Origin of the sequence: Chryseobacterium sp. SIMBA_028 (assembly GCF_046535285.1) — a bacterium.
Lineage (GTDB): Bacteria > Bacteroidota > Bacteroidia > Flavobacteriales > Weeksellaceae > Chryseobacterium.
Genome location: NZ_JAWRWZ010000004.1, coordinates 334,809 through 357,982 on the forward strand (window position 1 = coordinate 334,809; position 23,174 = coordinate 357,982).

Consider the following 23,174-nt stretch of genomic DNA (forward strand, 5'->3'; position numbering starts at 1 on the left):
TATGAGAACTATTTATGATTCGTTAGCTCTCAAGATATCGGTTTAAGGATTCCTGGAGATGGTTGCGAATATCATCAACTAAACATTTAGGTTCCAGAACGGTTACCTCCTTTCCATAAGAAAGAATTTCCTGCATGAAGTCATAGGTAGGGTGAAGAAAGAACTCAAAATAAATTTCTTCAGGAGTTTCCTTAGTCTCTTTTTGTGATTGGTGAAGCGGAAAACTTCTGATATATTCTCCCTGATGACGGCTGCATTTTAATACAATATTCTGAGGCTTTTGTTCTGCCAGATTCATAACTCCAAAAGCGTTTTTGAAATGTTCTCTAAAGTTATAATTATACTTTTCACGGAACTTATTTTTTCCAACATCCAGATAATTGATTCTATCCAGTCCAAATGACTTTAAAATTTTATCCTTGGTATCAATGGCGATGAGGTACCATCTGTCTTTAGACTCTTTTAAAGCCAGAGGGTGTACCTTTCTGGAAGTCATTAGTTTGTTTTTGTAATTGTAGTGTTCAAAAGAAACTACTCTTTTATTACGGATAGCAAAGAACAGATCATAAAAATGCTCTACACCAGTGGGTTTTCGGCTTTCAAAAAAAATAAAGTCGGAAAAGTTGGGATGAAGATTCAGAGCATTGCTTACCTGAAAAGATTCCAATAGTTTTTGGTTGTATTCATCCACTTCCATGATAGGGCGGCTCTCAATATAATATCGATTGTCACCCTTTTTTTTGTTGTGAATAGACAGGTTAAAAAGATCGGAAATCTCACGGATATCCCTCTGCAAGGTACGGATAGAGTAGCTTTTGATCCCTGCATCCTGGAATTCAAAGGAATTTAAAAGATAATCTTCTACCTGAGAATAGGTAGCAGGAGAACTTTCAAGTCTTTTAATGATTAAGGCATATCTAGTCAGATAAAAATCTTTTTTCATTCGGATATATTTATGTTTACAGTGTTACTTACAGTTATTAATAGGGTATGAAACACATATGTTTCATGGTAAAGTTTTGTAAGACAAATATATGCTCTTAATGCGACAAAACTTGTCGTGTTTTATTTTTTATGAAGATTTTCCGCCAACAGATTAATATCAGGTGATCAAAATTCGTATATCATTTTTTACCAGCTCTCTTTTAATATTGTAAAAGCAATATCTGTTTTTTCTCAATAAAAAGTACTGAAGTTTACCTTTAAGGATTTAAGATCCCTTTTATAGTTTATTTAACATATTTGCTTAGTTGATCATCTTTTAAAAGGTAGTTTGTAAAATCCTTAAGATTACTATCCTCCCAAGACTCTCTTATTAGGTTTATGAAATCTTTCTTTGTATCCTCGTCTTTCGCATAACATAGAATAGAAATTAGTGGTAACCATGAAACTTTAATAATTCCCATAATAGATTGAATATTATTTTCATTGTTTAAGATTTCTTCAGTAAGAAGATCTTTAAAATTTGAAGATCTTTTTGCAAATACGGCATAATAGTTCATTTTGCCATGAGGAGGTTTAGGCAGATGGAAATTTTTAATTAACTCATGATCAGACATTTTTTCTATTTCTGGTTTGATAGGTATTATATCATACATATTTATAAATTTTTAAATTTTTTTATAGATTCTAATAAATCTTTGTCAGTTACTTCGTCAAACTCACGGACAATATAATTAAGCTCATCTTCGAAATTTAATTTTAATTGTCTAATGATATTATCATGGTTGCCATTTAGTGATTTCACGAAATTTATTTCCTTAGTATAGGCATTTAATTCTGTTCTTACTCTATAATTTACATCAAATAAAGAACTCATTCCTAGAAAACCATTCTCTTGATCATCTAAGAAATGTACATACTCGTGCTCCCAAGCAGAGATAGAAGCGTTCTCGTGAACAATAATTTGACCAGGTTTTCCCTTTGATAAACCTGGAGCATACCCTAATGATTCATCCGACCTGAAAATTAATTCTACGCCTTTATTTTTAAGATCTAGTGTAATTTGTTTTAATCTTTCAGGGTGAGATCTAGAGGCAGGACCTAAAATATCTGCTACCGGATCTGCAATGGAATTGAAATAATTACTCCTTATTTTATTTCTGGTATCATTTCTGAAAGTTTTTAAATTTGTGAAAAGATCATTTATAATTTGTTTGAAATTACCATTTTCTCCTTTTAGAAATCTTAATAATTCCTGAAATCCATCAATTACGTTTTTAATTGATTTTACAACAAATTTACTGAAGGTTCTGATCTTGCGGGCGACTCCCTTTACAAGCCCCCATCCCAGTCTGAAAATTCCAAAAATAGTTTCTTCTAGTTTCTGTATGATAATAGGAATACTCAAAGTGCCTCCACTTACTAGGGCTCCTACAATAATTTCAATGATCAACGATATAATAAAACCATAGGCATATCCAATAAAATAACCGCAGGCTATTGGATCAAAAGTAAGCTTTATTTCTTTTAATTTTCCATAAATGTATTTGACTATTTCTATAAAATCAATATTTTTAATAGATTGAATTGCCTCATCAAACTGTTCTAAAAGAGTAGGAAGATATTTGTCAATATTTTGTGCAAAATCTTTACCTAATGTGATGCCGTCATAAATCATTTTTACCATGGCAAATATCCCGGATACAGCATCTATAAGGCCATTCCATATTCCGCAAAGTAAAGCATTGTATACTTTTGTTCCATATTTTAGAATTTCTATCTCAGAAATATTTTCTAGATTAGAGGCTATATGGTGCATGATATAATAAGCATCTAAATAGGATTTATATAAAATCTCCAAGAGGCCCTTAGGTGGACTGTCGTGCTTAAAGTCTTTTTTTATATTTAATAATGATTTTACAAAACCGTTTTGCTCTGCAAGCATCGTCTTTAAATATCGGCTTATCTCAGTAAAGTTTACTGTTCCTGATCCATTTTTTCCGGATGAAATGAGGGGGTTATATTGATAATTTTCTTCAAGCTTTCCATTTTCAAGTCTCGGTGGTCTGGGCTGCCATCGGTTTTCCTCAAGCCTTGCTTCTTCAATGGTTTCAATAACTTTTTGAAGAACAGAACTTGTTGTGGCTCTCATTGCATCATTGGTAAGAATCCCTAGACTTGGATGGATTAGAGAAATTCCACTGGAAAAAAAAGAAGCTACTTTGAAATAGGTTTTAGCGATATCAATCCGGGTGTCTTCAATATATCCCTTTTCCAAAAGGCTTCTTATTTGACTATCAGTTAATTCAGGTACTACAGCTTTGATTTCTTTATAGAGTTCTGTATTGTCATATACATCATAGGCAAGTCTTTTCTTTGAGTTCAGAAAATTTATTACATCATCTGAGATTTTTATAGCTCCGTAGGTTCCACTGATATTGTCTTTAGAGTTATCTTCAACAAATATTAGTATCTCTCTGCCTTTAGGATTTGAAACTTCAAAACATTCTTTAAGCTTTGTTGCCTCTGTGGAAGAAAATATGATGACTTTAAAAGCAAAATTTTTAACATCTTGTACACCATAATAATAAAAATCCTTAACTGTGGTTTTGATTACAGATGTTAGATCACTTCTGTTATCAGGAATGTAGGTAAAAGTACCCTCTACTGGGGAGTTTCCATCCGGATAGTATTTCTGCTGCAAATCTTCTGCTGACTGGTTAAATAATTTTACCGTTGCCAAAGGACTTACATTACTCATTCCTCTTATATTTTCACCTAACGTAAAAGCGGTTTTTAACGATGGAAACTCAGGGAAAGAGAATTTATGATCCATTAAGAAAGCTTCATCACCAATATCGAATACATCTTTATAATCTGTGTTTTTCATTTTTAATAATTTTAAAGAGTAATAAAAAAGGCAGAGTTTTTAGGTCTGCCTTCTTTCATCATGATTATTTTTTGCTTTTTTTACAGCAATAATAATTCAGTTGGTTTTGCAGCAAATGAACCAATTCCTCCATCTGATCGGGTTGCATAAAAATATCGGGGAACAGAGGGGATAGAAGTGACGGCAAATACACGGGTCTTTCCATTTACTTCGGCGGCTAGAGTAAGGAGGCCGTTATAGTAGGATATATATAATACATCCACTTTTGTAGCGAATCCTCCTACTGCGTCAGGATAAAAATCCAGATTTCCGGTTAACGTGACTCCATATTCCAAGCCATCATCTCCTTTCATCGTGAAACGGGTATGACCTGCAAAATTAGCCCCAATACCTGTTACAGAAGTGGATACGGAACATTTTACAACAAACCCATTGATCATCTGTGGAGTGTTGATCAAAATATTTGTTCTCGCACTTCCACCAGCTGGGAGTACAATGTTGTTATTGCTATCTACCTGTGCGCTTCCTGTTAAATCTTGCCAAACAGGGTTCAGTGCTGAAAAGGTAACCCCTTGTTTCACTAATAGTTCAGGACTGCTCAGATTGGTAAGCAGGTTGTGGGTGCAAAAGAACTGATAATAACCCTGGGGATATGCATTCCATTTTAATCCAAAGTTCAAAATATTGGGCATATTTTGAAGAACAGTGAAATTATCAATATCGTATTCTTCAGGAGTTGCTAGAACATTCCCATTAATATCTTTTACACGTTTCATGACAAGCTTTGCATTGGGAGTTTGATTGTCTACAAACAAATTCAAGCCAATTAAAGTGATGTATTGCGTAAAGGTTAAAGAATTATCTATGAACGGGAGGATAACACTGTCAATTCTGGGTTGGCCTGTAGAATAAAGTTCGTTAGACAAACGCATTCCTTTTCGCCATGCAACCTTTTCACTATCGTTTAATGATGACGGAAGATTCATAAAAGGCTGCTTTCCATTTGTTTTTCCAATGCGGCCAGACGCATTTTGAGTTAATAATGTATTAAATAGTGCTTCATTGGAAACATCTGCTAATCCTGTAATGGAGTAGGGTAAACCAGAGGTATTAATCCCCCAGCTATCTCCCAAGGTTAACCCGGCGCCTGCTGTAGAAGTCAAAGTTGAATTAGCAACATTTTTTCCTAGATCTCCAGCAGGTAGTTTTGCAGTATTTCCATTATGATCCAGACCTAAAACTTTTGGATAATCCTGAAGACTTCCATCTTTGGAGGGTTTATTTATTTTATTGTCCAGTTTTTCTCTGGTGTCTGTGTTATATTCTTTTTGAGTAGAGATTCCGGCAGCTAATAACGCTGGGTCAGAAATATTAATAGAACTATCTTTTAAATCTTCTTGTTGAAGACCCACTGCAGAGGTTTTCAAATCTCCATTTTCATCAATTGCATAGTCTGTATAAGTAGCTGAACCTGGTTCAGCTACTTGATAAATGACATTATTCTCTCTTTCCTGTTCTGGAGGTAATGCATTTACCCTTATGATTTTTCCTATATTGGACATATTATTTGTTTTAGTAATTGTTGATCGTTAAATTATTGCCAGTCTCCAGAAATAACTTTCTCTGAAGAGGTACCCGAATTTTGAACACCAAGCAGGTTATTATTCTTTTTAAAATTGACATCTTCTGTGACTACATCAGATGGGACTTCGAAATCTTCAAGGTTTTCTTTCGTAAATGGCAATGCCGTAAGGGTTTGTAAACCTGCGGAACCTTCCTGAAGAATGTTTAAAGAAGTAGGGAGTACCGTAATCCATGCTTTACCTTGTTTTACACCTACCGGCTCACGCAATTCGTCTACGATACTTAGGTACATTGGATCTCCGATTACCGGAACTTCTCCGCCATTCCAAATTTTTCCTGTAGACATAAAGAACTGTACTGCATCTTCAAATCCTGGTTTTACAGTAACAATTACCCTTGCCATCCCTGCCTGAAGGAAGTTTCTGAATAAAGGATCAGTATTTTGAGACAGATACATTTGCTGCCATTTGGCTTTGTCTCCCCAATAGTAAGGATAGAAAGTATAATCCATGATGCTCCATTCAAAGGCTTGTTCCATGAATTTTGCCAATGCAGTATATTGTTCAAGATCATCGCTTAATACAATACTGAAATCCTGCATTTTCTCGGCTCCATTCGTGAAGTCTTTTCCAAGTGAGCCATAATCCTGCAACAGATAGGCAATACAGTTATGCTTTAGGATGACAGATTCCATACTACGGAAGAAATTACTTGTATTAAGTGTTTCTCTGTTTTTCTCTTCCTCCTCTTTAGCTTTTTTCTCTATTTCTGCTTTTTTCTCTGCGAAAATGGCATAAGCCTCATCATAAGCTTTGATAATGGCTGTAAAGTTTTCTAATAGCCATGTTGACATATAGGCTGCAGAAAGTTTACACGTAATTTCAAACGCAATATTTACAGAGTCTATATTTACACATCTGTATGTAAAGTCATATGATCCCGTTACATTTTGTGGTGTAAAATAGGAGATCTCATCAACAGATTTAATATGGCTGATAAATTCCCTCATACCTCCTGTGAAATCACTCGTATATAAAACATTTTTACCAGGAGAGTCTCTTTCGAAACCATAGTACATTTTTACGGCACTAGCTTCATAATTGTCTGGAATATCAATTTGCCTGTGTTTCGTTTCTCCGTTTCCATCTATTTTATCCCATTGTTTTCCTAAAATAAGGTTAATTGGAGATTTCGGCTGATCGGTAAGCTTTACACCATAGTGATTAGCCCAATATTCAATCTGTTCCCTAGTCGCTTTTTGGGCACTTTCCATTTTCCATTTGTCGGTAGCATTTCTTGGGTCTAGCGGTGGAACTAATTGGTCAGATTTTGAAGAAGCCGCTGCAAGATTATGAAGTCTCGCCGGCTCAGGAACCATAAATTCAAACATGGTACGTTTACCGTAGTTGAAAATCTGGTTTTTCATCTTTTTATCTACCCATCTGTAGATACCCACTACATGCTTGTCTCCATTTCTGTTATCATAACCATGCGCATTGTTTTCTTCAAACTCCTCAATAATTTTTTCAATCCTTTCTTCCGCTACTTTGGTAAGGATTCTTTCTGTAGCTTTTTCTGTAATTTCCTGAGATTTTGAAATAGCCTGTCTGGTACTGTTCTCTTTAGAGTTTCTGGCGGCGAAACTTCCTCCGACTTCAAAAGATTTACCCATACCTCCATATCTGAAATGAGCTTCAGTATTGATATCCTGTTGGATAACATTAGCAACTTCAGATTGCATGTCATTTCTGGTTGTGGTTGTAGTATCGCTTAGAGTTTCTCTCTCTGTAGATTTTGAAGTCGTAGTTTGAATCTCACTTCTTCTCAGTCTACGCGTTGACTTTTGTTTAAACTCTTTTGCCATAATGTTTTCGATGTGAGTGACCTCTCCCGGAACATAGGCATGGGTTGTCTGTACAACTTTTAAGTAATCGGCAATCCCCAATCTTTTTACCCCAAAGTGCTTAGGGATAAAGGTTCCCGGCTTATACTGGCCACCCCCTTCGGTTGGGTTTTCACCTTCATCTTTTGTTTCTTCGGTATAAAGAATACCTGTAAAAGTTTTGTTAAGTTCAATTGCAGAAAGACGTAACGAAGCTTCTTTTCCATTATTGAAATAAATTTTTATGTCCAGAGAGCGGATAAACTTACCAAACTTGTCAATTAAGAATAATGGCAGTTCCACTTTGTTATCTATAACTTCAATATTGGAAAAGTTTTCTTCATAAAGCCCGAAATCAGTGCTGGCATTGATTGTTACAGAAGTGGCTCCCCAGGCATTGCTTTCAGCCTGATAATAGAATGTAGCAGTTGCGGGCATTCTTGAGGAGACAGGCTCGTATGATGTTTTTAGATAATAGGATCTTGGAACAATACGGGATGCAGCACTGTAAGAATTAACAACAGGAATTAATACTCCTCCGATGCTTGCATAAGTTTGTTCAAGAGATGGAGATTTCTGGAATAAGGACTGAACTTTTGAAGTCGTTTCTTCATCCAGTTTTTCAAAAATTTCAGGATAAGTATCAAATTCATCGGTAATAGAAACCTCAACTCTTCCTAATTGCAGCTTTCTGTCATTTAAAACGGTAATTGTGGAGAAATCTAATCCGTTTTCAGGTTTCTCTTCACTGGTTACCTTTGTGAAAATATTGACAAATAGTTTAAAAGAATCTAATGAAAGTTTCTCTTTCAGATCTCCAAAGTTAATTTCATTTTTATACTCGAATTTGAAAGGTGGAACTTTTAATGCTTCCAATGAAGCATACAAGGCATCTATTTGTTCCTGCGTTAAACCTCCATTTGCAATTTGTGACTTAATGCTTTCATGCATATTGTCATATTTTTCAACATCAGCCTGATGAGTATTCATGTACTCTTTGTAAGCCGCATCATATGCTTTGGCTCTTAAAGTATTGAATGTTTTCTGGGTGGCTTCCAGCTCAGATCGCAACTGGATCAGTCCGTCTTTTTCAAAGGTAAGATGGGATAATTCTGAAATTCTCTCCCCTTCGGCTTTTAATTGTTGTTGGGCCGCCATTGAAAGGGCTGTTCCATTGATAACTCCATCTCCAATTTTAGAAACATTGACCTGAAAAGCATTTCCACTTCCATTAGACGTAGAATCTGTATTTTCTCCTTCATAGCCATCTCCAAATAGCTTCATTGGGAGAACAACTCTGGCTTCCAATGCTTTTGCTTTTAAATCTTCTCCGTTGACTTTTATTAATTCCGGAGTGGCAGGTAAGTCACAGACATATCCGAAGTGAAAGGCTCTTAAAATGTGTACTAAAGCTTCTTTAACGTAAAAGTTGTTTTGGGTAACAGTTTGATAAATAAGGTTATCCCAAACTTGTCCTAGTTTACTTTGAATTGCACTGCTGTTGTATAAGTTTTTGGCTGTAATTTCATCTAATGCTGTAATAACTTCTTTTTTTGCAATCTTTCTTCCTATTTTAAGAGCTTCAGAAAGAGAACTGCTTTCAATTTCGATTTCACTTTGATAACCTGTTGTATTGAATGTTTTAGCCGCATTTTCCAATGCCCTGAATTTTTCCAAAGCGGTGCTTCCCGGATTGATTGCTGAATCAAAAGAACTTGTCAATTGTGTTGGTCTGTGAATGAAACCCAGATTGACTTTTTTAGTTTCTGTCAATTCAGGATTTCTTAAACTCACAAATCTAAATAAGGTTTGTGGTGCAGTATTATTTGTTTCGTTTGTTGCCATTTTAATATTTTGCTGTTTTTGTGTTAAGTGATTATTGATATTAGACAGGTTGATCTCCTTTCTTCGTATATTCGAGAGTAAGCGTGAAAGAGTTAATTGCAGAATAATTATAATTAGGATTACCTTTCAGCTGAAACTGTACAAACTCTTTTTGTAGTGAGATGAAAGCTTCGCCTCTTATTTGGTTCCCTGAAAAGTCTGCTTTCATATCATACCACTCAGTAAACATTTGATTGGATACAATAACTTCCATGTCTTCGAAGATTTTGTCAATCAGAATGATTCCGTGATCTGGAATTTGAGAGAAAACAACTGTTTTTCTATAGACGGGTTTATTGTCAATCCATAATCCACCGGTTTTTACTTCTTCTTTGGAATAGGAGTGCTGTTTGTCTGCGTATTTCTTCTGGATGTAATCAAGATCCGTTACATTATGAGTATAATCAGATGATCCTGAAAGTCCTCTTACATCGGCTCCACCACAACTAATCAGATAAGTAGGCTCAATTGTAGTAATTCCTTTTTTTGTAATTTCAGCTACCGGACCATCAAATTGTTCAAGGAATGTAAATGTAGAATGCCCCATAAGAGTTCCGTTTTGTGTCTTATCTGAGCAGAAAACGGCACCTTTAGAAAGTCTGGTAAAACTATTGTTAGTCATGTCTTTGATAACAATGTCTCCTGTTACTGGCTTATTAGACATTGTTCCGGCTAATGGAATAGACTCAGAAGTAGCTTTATCTTCCCAACCGAATGTTCCATCAGGTCTTGCAACAATATTTTTGGTATAACTTGAGTCTGCTGTTGGAATCTGATTGGGTGTAATTGATAATTTACCATTCAGATTTACATATCGGTCTACGAAGTTTCCGGAGATTAAAGCATCAGATAATGTTACAGAATTTCCTGACTTATTATTGTGGATATATAAGCTGTTTTGTAATTGAGCATTTGCAAATGCAGAATTATTACCCATTATAATATTACTGCTTGAGCCTGCAGAGAGCGCTGAACCTGCATTTTGACCTAAAATAATGTTCAGACTGTTACCGTCTCCACCCCAATTTGCTGCATAAGTTCCTATAATGGTATTGCCATTGGTTTGCTTAGCATTACCAAAAGCAGAGTATCCAATAACCGTATTGTCATTCGAGGATAGCCCGTTTGAGTAGCTAGAGTTACCAATAACCGTATTTCCTATAGAGCTGCCATCAGATGTAACGTATGTGGAGTTTCCAATAACGAGATGATCAGAGCCATAAGGTTTTGAACTTTTACCTATTGAAATAGTATTACTGGAATTAACATTCAGATCATCAATTTTATCATTAATTATAATATTGTTTAAAGCAGAAGATCCGCCATAGCTTATTCCTTGTACATTGATAGATTTGGTAGTTTCGTTTCCTCTATCAGTTACGGATTGCAGGGTTCCAAGCTCACCCTGGGTAATGTCAATGTATCTTGCTCCTGTCCATCGGTAAAGTTTATTGTTGTCTTTGGTGATATAAATCTTTCCAGATTCCCCTGATTGAGGAAGATTAGAAAGGGTGTCAAATTCTAAGACATCATCTACATAGCTTGGCAGTTGTGAAGCGGGAACTAGTCCGTCTACAAGGTCTGCTTTTTTGGAAAAATCATAGTTTAGTTTTTCTGCCGGAATCTTTTCTTCTTTATGCCAGTAAGATTCCTGCCAATCCCAAAATTCTTCCTGTTTGGGGATGTCTCCGTTTTCGAAATAGAGTTTTAGTTCTTCTTTTGTTTTCATTTTTAATATTTATCTGTACGTGATGGTTGCGGTTACGGGAATGCCTGCATTACTAAGGTCTAAACCTATTGGTGCAAAAACTTTTTTTAGAGAAGGAATATTGAAAGCATTTTGTCCTACAGACTTTACCGAACTGGGAATCTCCAAGAAAGCTAGTTCTGTACTTCCTGATAATTGGAATGCTCGATCTTCAATAATTTCTATACCAGTTTCTAGTACAAGCTCTGATACTCTGGCAACCGCACTGTCGAAGGCAGATAGCTCAATAACTTTACATGATCCAGGGATTTTTAAAATCCCTTTCAAGTATTGAAGAGAAAATGCTCTGGCATTGATTCTTTCCAAAGATTGTGGGAAAATAATTTTCGAAATTCGTTTTATAGGCATTGAAAAGGTAAACCCTCCAATAACTTTTATTCCTTCAGGAAAAACAATAGTGGTATCAGTACCAATAATCTCGGTACTATCCGTTGGTGAATAAGCAAATTCTTCATAAGTGGCTAGATCAAGGGAGGAATGGTCTAGTTTTTCTTTCTTATGCCAGTATGAATCAAGCCATTCCCAGAAATGCTCCTGCATAGGTTTATCTCCATTTTCGAAATAGAGTTTAAGCTCTTCTTTTGTTTTCATAAAAAATTGTGATTTAATTAATAGATTAATACTTGAAGCCTCTATTGGATGGCTTCAAGGTATTATAGCCTTATTTTTGGAGTGATTATAGGCTATGTTTCCACTTTTGGGGGATATTTTAGGGTTTTATGATCATTTTAAACACAGTTCCGGCTGTTCAGCATTTTGTGATGGTGATTCAAAGGATTCGAGAATAATGTAATGAGACTGTTGGTGTATAGTAGGGAAATGACTGAACAGCAGCAGAACGTGTTGTGTTTAAAAGTATATATTAAATGGTGTCTTCTTCCAGAACATCATCTTCAAAGTCTGTTCTGAAGAAGTTTTCAATGTCATTGAGATAGTTTTCATAGTCCATCTCTGCATTTTCGATGTCGCTCCACTCTATGGTGTAGAGATCTTCATCGAAGATTGTATCTGTGTTGTGAGTTGGCATTTCCATGTTTTTTGTGATAAGGTGTTGGTTATATTTTGAACATATTTTGGGCTGTTCAGCATTGATGAATGTTGAAATCAAAGGCTTTTAAAGTTTTTGTTGATTGTTATTTTGTGGCTTTGTTTATACTACAAAAGTAGGAGTGGGGAGCGACAAAACTTGACGTGTTAAAAAAATATTTTTCAATTTGATGATATAAGTTTTTTAGCTTATATTGAGTATTTATAAGCTAAAAAACTTATATTTTGTTTTTGATGAGCTTCTGAACAATTTGGTTCAATGTTTCTCTGTTATCATCAATATAGCTCAGCCCTGCCTGTATCAGGTTTTCAATATTAGAGCGTCTTACATTATCCATTGCCGGAGAAGCATTTTTCAAGGATGGGTTGAGGCGGTAATAGTTTTTCTGGTTTCTCAATCCTAAGGTCTGAAACATTTGGCCCAACTGATAATCTACTGTTTCTGCATTGGCAGACATTAAAATATCAATGATAGGATTTACCCAGCCTATTTTTCCTGCTTTTTCCAGTCTTTTAAAAGAATAAGGTCTGGCTTCAATTCCTGTTCCTATGGAGATGATAATCATGTCATTAACCCCCGGATGATTGGCTTTCTGATGATTTTTTAAAACCTCTGCAAAAGGGATTTTTCTGGCCTCTGCATAAGCGCAAAGAGCTGGGTTGTTTGCAAACATACCGCCATCAATCAGGCTGAAGATCTGTCCGTACATAGATTTAATCTGCACAGGACTAAAATAGGTGGGTGCTGCTGATGTGGCTCTGCAAACATCTTTTACATAAAAATTATCTGTGCTGAGGTGAGCTTCCCAGGAATTGAAAAGCTTTGCTCGCCTGTTCTCTATATCATAACTTGTTATTAAACATGGTTTTATTAATTCCTTTAATTCTAGATTTCCAAAAAAGTCATTCAGGTTTTTCTGAAGTGCTTCCTGGGAAATCCTTTCATTCAACAATCCAAATGGATTAACCAGTTTTTCCCAAAAGGAAACCTGGAAGATATCACCGCCTTTTTCAGCATACAATTCCAAACCTTTCTGAATGGAATATTTTGCTTTACGAACTTCATCGGGGCACAGGATAATTGATGCGATCAAACCTCCTGTACTGCTGCCTGCTACCAAATCAAAATAATCCCCGAGCTTTGCAGTGGGTTTATCATAATACTGGAGCTGTTCTTCTATGTAGCGCAGAATAATGCAGGTAATAATTCCTCTTATTCCGCCTCCGTCCAAAGAAAGAATGGTTGTCTTTTTCATGTGATATTTTTATTTGTTTTTTTTGAAGAATACGGATAATTTTTATTTCAGATATCAGTTTTGTGTCTTGTGCTTTTTCTGAGTTATGTATCTGATTTTCATTATCTTTTTAGTTGTTTTCTTGTAAATCAAAGATAGGACGGAGAAGCGACAGAACGTGTCGTGTTTTAATTAATTTCAATTAAAAAATGATATAATTTTGCTGATCTCTTGGCATCTTTAACAGCTTTCTCCAGCTGATTTTTATAAGTCCTTTTTTCGATGAAATATTCTTTTTTTCAAAGTGGGGAAGGTCCTTGAATGTTTTCCAGTTTCCACCCCAATCCCAACCATGTCTGGCAAAAATCTTCACACATTCATACCAATCGGCAACCTTATCATTATCCCAGTCTTTTACAGTGTCCCAGCTTGCGGTTTTTCCGTCAATCATCAGGCAGATATCTACGGCGAGACCATAATTGTGAATACTCTGTCCTGCTTTGGCATTGGTTACCTTTTTTCCGGAAGTAATTCTTCCGATGGCATAGAGCTTTTCCTGTTCCTCAAAAGATCTTAATCCTTGGGTGATTCTTATTTTTGCTCTTCCGGTGAGAGCTTCATCACATTCCTTGATAATTTGTTTTACTTCGTCTCTTACCAGTGGGTGAAGTTTCTGAATTCTTTCTGATGTTACTTTGTCCATAATCTTATCTTTTTAAAGCAAAAGTAGTAGGGGAAAGCGACAAAAATTGACGTATTTTAATTAAAAATGGAAAGAAAAATAGAAGTATAGAAAAGTGTTTTTGAAAACAAAGCTATCATGGTAATACGACAAAACATGTCGTATTTAAAAATATTATTCATTTGTTTTTCAATGTGTTAAATCTAATGTTAATTCCAGCCTAAAAGATTATTTTATTCTTTAAAAACAATAATTTTGTATAGATAATTCAAGATACACCATGTATGCGCTGGTAGATTGTAACAATTTTTTTGTTTCCTGTGAAAGGACTTTGGATCCTACACTGGAGGGCAAACCCGTTGTGGTTCTTTCCAACAACGATGGGTGCGTTGTATCCCGAAGTAAGGAAGCAAAAGATCTGGGTATTCCCATGGCTGCACCGGCGTTCAAATACAAGGAGCTTTTCAAACAACATGATGTAAAAAGCTTTTCAGCGAAATTTGAGTTATATAATTACAAAAGCCAGCAGGTTATTCATATTGCCAGTTCCTATGTTTTGGACTATGAGGTGTATAGCATTGATGAACTTTTTCTCGATTTGACCGGATTTAAATACATTGATATTTATGATTATTGTTTTAAAATTAAGGAAGAAATTGATGATAAAGAAAATATTCCTGTAAGTATAGGAATTGCGCCGACCAAAACCCTGTGTAAGGTGGCCAACAGAATTGTAAAGGATTTTCCGAAGCAATTTAATGGGGTCTATATTATGGATACTCCGGAGAAAATTGAAAAGGCTTTGAAATGGCTGAATATTGGTGATGTATGGGGAATTGGAAGAAAACTGGCTGTAAAAATGAATGACAGCGGAGTTTATAAAGCATGGGATCTTCTTCAGAAACCGGAGGCATGGGTTAGGAAAATCATGGGAATTCACGGAATAAGAATGATCAATGAGTTAAAAGGGATTCGTCAGCTGGAATTAGATGCTCCATCACCCAAAAAGTCGATTGCTGTTACCCGAAGTTTTATGCAAATGCTTACAGATAAGGAAGAGATCCGAGAGCGGGTAGAAACCTTTGGAATGTATTGTTCAGAAAGGCTACGTAAGCAAAATACCTGCTGCAAGATGATAACGGTGTTTGTACAAACCAACAGGTTCAGAAAAGATCTTCCTGAATATAGAAATGGAATGACCCAAATTCTTCCCAATCCTACCAATTCCTCTATTTTAATAGGAAGAGTTGTAAACGAATTATTTGAAGCCATCTACAGGGATGGGTTTCACTACAAAAGAGCTGGGGTTATGGTCAATGACTTTGTTCCTGAAGATCAAAGACAGATCAGTCTTTTCGAAGAAGATACCCAGAATCAACATCTTCCTGTGATGAAAGCGATGGATGCCATGAACAAAAAATACGGAAAAGATAAGGTCCGTTTGGGAAGTATGAGCGGTGAGAATACTTTTGGCCGTACTCAGATGTCTCCTGAATATGAAGCTTTCTTAAAAAATAATACCTTACCTGAAGCTAACTTTAGATTCCATTAGGAGTTCAAGATTTAGATTAAGAAGCTTTCATTTCAAAAGTTCTGAAAAAAAATAGATCTTTATTTCTTTAAATATATTAAAATACCGAATTTTGATATTGTAAATAATATTCTAACTTATTGTAAGTCAGTTGTTTTTGTTGTTTGTTGTTAATGAGGCTATTGTGTAAGAGCTCCTTTTGAGTTTATCTTTGGAACTGAAATTCTGCACGTTTTAAAACCACAAATTACATGAAAAATTTAAATTATCTCATAAAAGGGATTCTGATCACGGGATGCCTTTCTTTTAATTTCATTAAAGCACAGGTAGGTATTAATACCGCTAATCCTCAGGCGATGTTCCATGTGGATGGTGGGAAAGATAACCCTGCATCCGGAAATATAACCTCTGTACAAGCTGCGAATGATATGGTAATTACTTCTTCCGGTGAGCTGGGAATAGGAACTTTATCTCCAGCAGTAAAAGTAGATGTTCGTTCTATTGATAATACTGATAATTCGATTGGTATCGGAGAAACTTCCCAAACTGCTGCTGCTGCAGGAGGCGGAGCTGTAAGGTATAATCCGCTGAATGGTGGGAAAATGCAATATTCAGATGGTGTAGTGTGGCAGGATCTTATTTCTACGCCTACCAAGGCTGTTGTAGTGGCTAATATAGAGGCTGCGAACTTTGCCGTTAAAATTCCTTATCAAGTTTCTACCAGTATCCTGGGATGGAACGAAATTACAGATCCTACAGGTGACTTTACTCCAGCAACAGGAATTTTTACAGCACCAAGAACAGGAGTTTATCTGGTTTCCTTTACGTATGATTTTGTGAGAATCCCTATTGAATCCGGATATTTTTCTGAAGCGAGATATGTAGTGAATGGAAGCACTACCGTTAAGAAGTGTGTAAAATCATTTTCCAACATTTCAAAACAGGCGCAGGTAGCAGGCTCATGCGTTGCAGGAGTACAACTGAACAAAGGAGATACGCTTCAACCACAGATCTATCAGTCAGTGTACAATGGAAGTTTGAGTTTACGAACACATACTTCGTCTTCAAGTAATGACTATGGTTTTGTAAATATTTCGATATTAGAACAATAACACATTTGATATGATAAAAAAATTAATACCAACCCTAATCATTTGCGGAAGTTTAGGGCTCAACGCACAAGTGGGCATAAATACCTCTTCGCCTGAAAGAGTACTTCATGTAGACGGGCAAAAAAATACTTCTGCTTCAGTGCTATCCACTTATTATGATGATGTGGTGGTAACTTCTACAGGTAATATGGGAGTAGGAACAAAATCGCCTAAAACAAGACTGGACCTAAGATCACCAGAAAAGGTAAATGCAATGGGTGTTGGAGGAACCTCGCAAACGGCGGCGGTGGCAAAATCAGGGGCGTTGAGGTATAATTCTGGCACACAGGATTTAAGCTATTCTAATGGGACGTCTTGGGTTACCCTGGCTCATAAGGCTGCAAATGATTTTGTGGACGCTGAAAATTTCTCCGGACAAAGCTTTAGTAACAGCACACAGGCTACTATTACAGGCTGGACGAAGAAAACTGATGTTAACAGTAGTTTTAATGCAGGAACAGGAACATTTATCGCTTCAAAAACGGGTGTTTATGTTGTTTCCTTTACATTTTCATTAGCTTCAGGAGGTGTTGCAAATGATTCACGATATGAAACCCTGATTCAGACCAATTCTACTTCTGCTTCTACCAATACAGTTTTCAAGTGTGTGGGAAGTTATCCCGGAAATAATACCATTGGGAATCGTATTGCCGGGAACTGTTCAGGGATTTTTAACCTAATAAAAGGAGATAATATTACAGTAAGCCTGAATCAAAAACTAGGCAATACAAAAACGCTGGATGCAGATGGAACCCTTACTTCTTTAAGTATTTTCGGATTATAAAAAAATTAATGATGAAAAAGAATTGTTTACTGATTTTGATGACTTTAGGTTTCAACTGTGTGTTTTCACAGGTTGGAATCAAAACGCCAAATCCACAAGGTATCTTGCATATTGATGGAAAGGCAGATAACCCCGTTTCGGGAACGGTATTTACTCCTGCTCAGCAAAGTAATGATGTTCTGATTAATAGTGCCGGAAGAGTAGGAGTAGGAATCCATAATCCTGCTGTAAAAGTAGATGCAAGAAACTCCGGAAACGGTGCTGTTGGTTTTGGAACATCTTCACTGACAGCAGCCACTGCAGACGAGGGAGCTGTCCGGTATAATAATGGTATGGAATACTCTAATGGAAAAGAGTGGCTGCCATTACTCACGGCACAGCCGGCAAATAATAAGGTCATTGTTATTGCAGCTAAGACAAATAATAATGTAAAACTGGGTACTCCTTCTATACCTACAGTAAATGCAGGCTTACAAAACAGGGTCAGTAATTACCTGGTAGATTGGGCAAAGACCTTTGAAAGTAATTCCGGGACAAGCTTTAGTGCTTCTGCAGGAGTTTTTACAGCACCTAGAAATGGAGTTTATGTGGCTTCTTTCACTACGGATCTGGCCCCTCTTGCCATCAATTATACTACGGATGTTTTAAACCCGATCCAGATAGAGGCGATCTGGCAGCTGTATGATAATACAACAGGCCTGCTCGTTACCAATATTGTAAACACGGTAAAGTGCGTCAATACAATGTCTTCCAATAGTTTAACCAATATTGATGCTGGAAGCAACTGTACCGCATCATTCTATATGACTACAGGACAAAGACTAATGCCTTATATCTGGTTTAATTTAAATAATTCTAACACTGCCAATTTTTCATTAAATAATGCGGGTGGGTATAACAATCTTACCATTGCAGAACAGTAATTTATGTACCCTCTCCAAGAGTTTTGATAAAGGCTGACGGGTGTAATCCTGTGATTCTTTTAAACTCAATGGAAAAGGCACTATGAGAAGAATACCCCGTAATTTCAGCAAGGTGATTGATTTTGTATTTTCGATATTGCGGGTCGTTTTTTAGTTGACTTACAATATAGTTGATTCTAAGATGGTTGATGTACTGATTAAAGTTAAGGTTCTTATGTTTTCTTATGATCGCTGAAAGATAATTCGTATTTATATTCAAGGTGTTGGCTAAGTTGTAGCGTGAAATGTTCTTGCCGTTAAAATCAAGATTCTCTTCAAAATTTTTCAACCCTGTTAGAATGTTTTCCTCTGCTTCAGCGGAAATTTTCACTTCCGTTGAAGTATTGCTGTATTGAGGCTGGATTTCCTCAGTAGTATCATTGGAATCCTCTTCATAGGCAGGAAGAGAAATCCCGTCTCTATATATTCTGGCAACTGCTTCCTTATGTTTTTTTCTAAGACGAATGCTGTTAAAAATAACAATGCCCGATAACAGTGCCATGACAAGACATACAATAATTAACCCAATTGAAAATCTATGACTTTTGTTAAGCTCATTATCAAAGTTTTCCTCTTTTTTTGAAAGTGTTTTATTGATCGCCATTGCCTTGTTATAGGAGATGCTGTCTTTCAGTTTGAGATTTTCAACCTTATATTTCTGAATATTGGATGAGTCGTGAAGCTGAGTGTAGACCGTTTCAAGATTCTTTGTAACTTCTATTTTCTTTTCATTAAAACCATACTTATTGACGATGGCCAATGCTTGTTGATAATACAAAACAGCACTGTCCGGTTTATTTTGTTTAAAGAATGAAAACCCTATATCATTGAGAATGCTGGATTTAAGGTAATGGTTGCCGTCGTCTATCAATGCTAGAGCTTGTATAAAGCATGATTTTGCTTCTTTAAATTTTCCTACCTCAGATAAACTATACCCCATGTTGGTGTAGGCTGAGATCAACAGTTCATTTCTTCTGGGTATATTTTTGATCCTCCGGAATTCCTGAACAGCACTATTGGAGTAGAGCACTTTTTCCTTGTACTGGTTTTCATTGAGGAGAATCAGAAAAGAATTATAAATCATCCCTTTCAATTCATGCCCTTCATCCGTATTATTATTTTTGACTTCTGCCAATGCTTTCTGTAAATTTCTAGAAGACTCTTCTAAAAGTCCAAGCTTTGCATATTGTGTACCCTGCATTCTGTAGGCAAGGGCTTTTCCTATAGCATAATTATTTTGTGTGGAAGTTTTCAGTGCTTTTTCGGAAAAATCAAGGCTCCTCTTTGCATCTGATCTTAAATAGCTATTGTATGACTTTAAATAATAAGCCTTGGCAAGATATTCTGGTACATTTCTTTTCTGTGCGGAATCTATAATTGTATTGAGAACAATTTCTGAACTGTCCGGATTTTTTGAAGAAAGTCCTCGTGCATATTTATATTGTCTCTCAAAATCAAATGTTTGAGAAAACGAATATGTCGAAATAATGAGGAAGAAAAAGAATGTAATTTTTTTCTCCATTGTGTGTTGTGTTTATTTTTTTTCGTACTTCCAGTTTCTGCCTTTGCCCTCTTCAATCCATTCCAAAGCCTGTTCCATTCTTTTGTTTCTGGTAGCTTCTGTTTTTGCTTCAGTAAGCCACATGATGTATTCCTTTCTGAAAGATGGAGATGCTTTTTCAAAGAAACCTAATGCTTTCGAATTATGGTTTAAAGCGGCCTGAAAATAATCCGGAACTTCCATCTCTGTTTTGGATGGGGCGGCCTTTTTCAGGGTAACTCCCATATCAGTAAGCTCCATGGCTTCCAGAATTGCTTTTTTAAGCTGAGGTTTTGAGGGAAGATCTTCAGTTTTTGTAATTTTTCCTAGACTGAACATGGAGTTCTTTTCAATGTTATGAGTGATTTCCTGCATGGTTTTCATCTCTTTCTCCAGCCAGAATCCAAAGGTGCAATGCTGCTTAAAGGAGGCCATCGCACAGAGGTTTTTCCCTTTGTAAATAAAATGAGGGAAGCTCCACTTCATGGTTTCCTCTGCCTCTGGACAGTATTCATGAACGGTTTCCCGGATGTAAAGAAGAATAGGCTTCGCGAAATCTTGTGATTTTTCAATATAAGAATCTATTTTTGAGCTGTATTTTTCCATGTTTTCTATTGAAATAACTTTATGGTTTCATTGACAAGGAATTTTACCTGATCCGGTCTTCCTCTGTCATTTTTAGGATTGTTGGAATAGCTTCCGGTTTTTACAATAACCATATTGTGTTCTGGAATCATAATGATATACTGCCCCTGAAGTCCTAAGAAATAATAGTGTTTGATAGGGTTGTCGTGATTAATCCAAAGACCCATTCCATAGATGTTTTCAGATTTTTCTGTCGGGGTTCTCATCTGCTCAATAAAATCAGAATTAAGGACCTGCTGATCTCCTACCTTGCCATCATCCAGAAATAACTGGCCTAGTTTTGCAAAGTCCCTTGCATTAGAGTGAATGCAGCAATATGTTTTTTCCATTCCATGATTGTCTGTACTCCATTTAGCATTTTGTTCCATTCCCAGAGGAACCCAGAATTTTTCAGATAAATAGTTTGCCAAGGGTTGTTTTAAAGCCTTTTTTAGAGCAAAGCCAAGAAGTTGTGTCGCTCCGCTTTGATATTCAAACCTTGTTCCCGGGGATTCCTTGAATCTTCTTGAAAATACGGCTTTTACAAGACTTTTCCCATAGTAGGCTTTGGCATTGGGAAGAAACGGACTGTTATAATTTTCATCCCAGTCAAGACCAGCTTCCATTTGAGCCAGATTTTTGAGCGTGACTGCATTTCCAAATGTTTTTTCCTTAAATTCAGCATAAAAGTCAGAAATCTTTTCGTCAATATTATGAATGATCCTTTCTTCCAGTGCTTTCCCCAAAAGCATAACGGTAACGGCCTTAGCCATGGAAAAAGAATTAGTTTGCGAAAGTTGATTATACCCTTCCCAATATTGTTCATGAAGAATTTTTCCATTCCTTATCACCACAAAAGAGGCTGATTTAGAATGTCTTAGATCTTCGACTAAATGTTCAGATAATTCTTTTTTATTGTAATCAGAATCTTCTTCCCATAGTCTGGGCTCTTCTGTAGCAATAGGATTGCTTGGAAACAGGTTTCCATCATCAATGTAGGCACTTGATTTTCCTTTAAGGTAGGTTTTGGAGATGCCACTAAATAAGTAATCATATCCAAAAAAATAAGCTGCTGCCGCTCCGGCTACTGCCCCGCCTATCATGTACTTTAATATTCTCATTTTTCGTCAATCGGTCTCTAACAAATTTAAAATAATTTAGTTGAAAAAATAAAAATGAATTAACAAATAAGTTATTTTTGCTCTTATTTGATGAAAAAGATGACCAGGAAACTTATCATATTGGGGTACTTCCTATTTTCGATTATGGGAATAGCCCAGGTTTATAAGCCGATAGATACTGCAGATTATTTGCAGCGTAAGGCCTTTTTATATAATTTTAATGCCCATAGTGAAGCCTTTATCAAAGGGTTGAGATCTCAGTACTCAGGGAGGACGAGTTCGGAGTTATCTAAAATTTATAAACAATTAGGAACTGATTTTGAGGGCAAGGTGAAAAACAAGGACTTTGTGTTTAAATCTGAGTTTGATGCCGTAATAAAATCGCTTATTGAGCGCCTCAGAAAAAATAATCCCAGAGTTCCCAAAGATCTTAAAATTTTAATAGCCAGAGATAATACTCCCAATGCTTATTGTCTTGCAGATGGAACCTTTGTCATTAACATGGGGTTGTATAACTGGCTGGATAATGAGGAGCAGGTAGCTGCTGTAATTTCTCACGAATTAGGACATCAGATAGATGAGCACACACCGAAGATGATTTTAAGCATTGTTGAGCAGAATAAGCAGGATAAATCTACAGTACAGGATATCAATGAGACAACAGATAGTAAAAGCCTGAGCCGAAATCAAAAGGCATTTGATATCCTTAAAGATAGAATCTATAAAGAAGGTGTAGAAAAGAGAAAGCAGGAAATGCAGGCTGACTCTTTGGGATATGTCATTTTTAAAAACAGTGATTTTAAGAAAAATGAATTTGTTAATGCGCTTCAGAAACTGCAGACATTTGATACTATTTCTTCCAGAGAGCTGAAAGTAGAGACTTATAAAAAGCTTTTTGATCTTCCAAAGCAGTCTTTTAAAGAAAAATGGTTGAAAAAGGAAGATTTCTCGTTGTACAATTATAACTTTTATAAAGAAAAATTGAATAAGGATTCGTTGGCATCACATCCTGAAATGGTAAGAAGAATAGAAAGACTGGAAAAAATATTTCCTGAACTTAAGGCTTTCATTGATCCGGAAAAACCATCGGAAGCCTATATGCTATTGAAAAAGACCGCAAAGATGGAAATCTTACCAAACTATTTTCATTCGGAAGATTATGGAGTGGGAATTTATACAGCAATGCAGTTTCTACAGGATGGGGAAGAGGAAAAATACTATAAAAGTTGGCTCGGAAAATACTTTGCTAAAATATATGAAGCTCGGAAAAACTATAATCTGAACCGTTATCTGGATAGAATAGAATCCAAAAATCAAAGCGAAAGCTACCAACAGTTTCTGAACTTTATGTGGAACTTAAGTTTGGATGAAATAAAAAATATTGCAGACTTTTATAAGGCTAATGAAACCTTGGCAAAAGTAAACTGATTTATTGAGTTTTGTATTTCTAAAAATAAAAATCCTGACGATTAGACTGCCCCCAAAAAGTTAGACACTTTTTAGGGGCATTTTTTATGTATAAAAAAGAAAAATTTAGCATTGATTTT

General features: G+C 36.0%; 18 protein-coding genes. 5 read left to right on the top strand and 13 right to left on the bottom strand.

Going from position 1 to position 23,174, the window contains the following annotated elements; genetic code table 11:
• Positions 1 to 22: 22 nt before the first annotated feature.
• From SCA31_RS07515 to SCA31_RS07560, 10 genes are all read right to left on the bottom strand, one after another.
• On the bottom strand, positions 23 to 943 hold the full coding sequence (locus SCA31_RS07515; protein WP_106917029.1) for a helix-turn-helix transcriptional regulator: 921 nt from the start codon (positions 941 to 943) through the stop codon (positions 23 to 25).
• A 286-nt stretch (positions 944 to 1,229) separates the two neighbouring features.
• Positions 1,230 to 1,598 (bottom strand): hypothetical protein, encoded by a 369-nt coding sequence (locus SCA31_RS07520; protein ID WP_410696343.1) that lies wholly within the window; start codon positions 1,596 to 1,598, stop codon positions 1,230 to 1,232.
• Positions 1,599 to 1,600: 2 nt separating this feature from the next.
• Positions 1,601 to 3,832 (bottom strand): hypothetical protein, encoded by a 2,232-nt coding sequence (locus SCA31_RS07525; RefSeq protein ID WP_410696344.1) that lies wholly within the window; start codon positions 3,830 to 3,832, stop codon positions 1,601 to 1,603.
• Between the two features lie 80 nt (positions 3,833 to 3,912).
• Entirely contained in the window at positions 3,913 to 5,394 is a 1,482-nt protein-coding gene (locus SCA31_RS07530) for a hypothetical protein (RefSeq protein WP_410696345.1), read from the bottom strand.
• Between the two features lie 32 nt (positions 5,395 to 5,426).
• On the bottom strand, positions 5,427 to 9,143 hold the full coding sequence (locus tag SCA31_RS07535; RefSeq protein WP_410696346.1) for a hypothetical protein: 3,717 nt from the start codon (positions 9,141 to 9,143) through the stop codon (positions 5,427 to 5,429).
• Between the two features lie 40 nt (positions 9,144 to 9,183).
• Entirely contained in the window at positions 9,184 to 10,911 is a 1,728-nt protein-coding gene (locus SCA31_RS07540) for a hypothetical protein (RefSeq protein ID WP_410696347.1), read from the bottom strand.
• A gap of 9 nt (positions 10,912 to 10,920) precedes the next feature.
• A complete protein-coding gene (locus SCA31_RS07545) occupies positions 10,921 to 11,541 on the bottom strand; it encodes a leucine-rich repeat domain-containing protein (protein ID WP_410696348.1) in 621 nt (206 codons plus the stop codon).
• Positions 11,542 to 11,812: 271 nt separating this feature from the next.
• Entirely contained in the window at positions 11,813 to 12,058 is a 246-nt protein-coding gene (locus tag SCA31_RS07550) for a hypothetical protein (protein ID WP_410696349.1), read from the bottom strand.
• 157 nt (positions 12,059 to 12,215) lie between these two features.
• Entirely contained in the window at positions 12,216 to 13,253 is a 1,038-nt protein-coding gene (locus SCA31_RS07555) for a patatin-like phospholipase family protein (RefSeq protein WP_106917025.1), read from the bottom strand.
• 181 nt (positions 13,254 to 13,434) lie between these two features.
• On the bottom strand, positions 13,435 to 13,935 hold the full coding sequence (locus SCA31_RS07560; protein ID WP_410696350.1) for a M15 family metallopeptidase: 501 nt from the start codon (positions 13,933 to 13,935) through the stop codon (positions 13,435 to 13,437).
• Between the two features lie 259 nt (positions 13,936 to 14,194).
• Between SCA31_RS07560 and SCA31_RS07565 the strand changes: the two genes are divergently transcribed.
• The 4 genes from SCA31_RS07565 to SCA31_RS07580 all read left to right on the top strand — a co-directional run bounded on the left by SCA31_RS07565 (position 14,195) and on the right by SCA31_RS07580 (position 18,303).
• Positions 14,195 to 15,466 carry an SOS mutagenesis and repair protein UmuC gene (locus SCA31_RS07565; protein WP_410696351.1) on the top strand — a complete coding sequence of 424 codons (1,272 nt, stop codon included), beginning with the start codon at positions 14,195 to 14,197 and terminating at the stop codon, positions 15,464 to 15,466.
• 230 nt (positions 15,467 to 15,696) lie between these two features.
• The gene (locus SCA31_RS07570) at positions 15,697 to 16,557 is read left to right on the top strand and encodes a hypothetical protein (protein WP_410696352.1); all 861 of its coding nucleotides are present in this window, start codon (positions 15,697 to 15,699) and stop codon (positions 16,555 to 16,557) included.
• A gap of 10 nt (positions 16,558 to 16,567) precedes the next feature.
• On the top strand, positions 16,568 to 17,380 hold the full coding sequence (locus SCA31_RS07575; RefSeq protein ID WP_410696353.1) for a hypothetical protein: 813 nt from the start codon (positions 16,568 to 16,570) through the stop codon (positions 17,378 to 17,380).
• A gap of 11 nt (positions 17,381 to 17,391) precedes the next feature.
• On the top strand, positions 17,392 to 18,303 hold the full coding sequence (locus SCA31_RS07580) for a hypothetical protein (protein ID WP_410696354.1): 912 nt from the start codon (positions 17,392 to 17,394) through the stop codon (positions 18,301 to 18,303).
• 1 nt (position 18,304) lies between these two features.
• On the opposite strand, the gene SCA31_RS07585 is transcribed toward SCA31_RS07580, so the two are convergent.
• Genes SCA31_RS07585 through SCA31_RS07595 form a run of 3 tightly spaced genes read right to left on the bottom strand, consistent with a single transcriptional unit; the run spans position 18,305 to position 21,627 of the window.
• Positions 18,305 to 19,864, bottom strand: coding sequence for a tetratricopeptide repeat protein (locus tag SCA31_RS07585; RefSeq protein ID WP_410696355.1), 1,560 nt, complete (start codon positions 19,862 to 19,864; stop codon positions 18,305 to 18,307).
• 12 nt (positions 19,865 to 19,876) lie between these two features.
• A complete protein-coding gene (locus SCA31_RS07590; protein WP_410696356.1) occupies positions 19,877 to 20,488 on the bottom strand; it encodes a YdeI/OmpD-associated family protein in 612 nt (203 codons plus the stop codon).
• Between the two features lie 5 nt (positions 20,489 to 20,493).
• Positions 20,494 to 21,627, bottom strand: a complete 1,134-nt coding sequence (locus SCA31_RS07595) for a serine hydrolase domain-containing protein (protein WP_410696357.1) — start codon at positions 21,625 to 21,627, stop codon at positions 20,494 to 20,496.
• A gap of 99 nt (positions 21,628 to 21,726) precedes the next feature.
• On the opposite strand from SCA31_RS07595, the gene SCA31_RS07600 reads away from it, so the two are divergent.
• Positions 21,727 to 23,055, top strand: a complete 1,329-nt coding sequence (locus SCA31_RS07600; RefSeq protein ID WP_410696358.1) for a M48 family metallopeptidase — start codon at positions 21,727 to 21,729, stop codon at positions 23,053 to 23,055.
• The last annotated feature ends 119 nt before the right edge of the window (positions 23,056 to 23,174 follow it).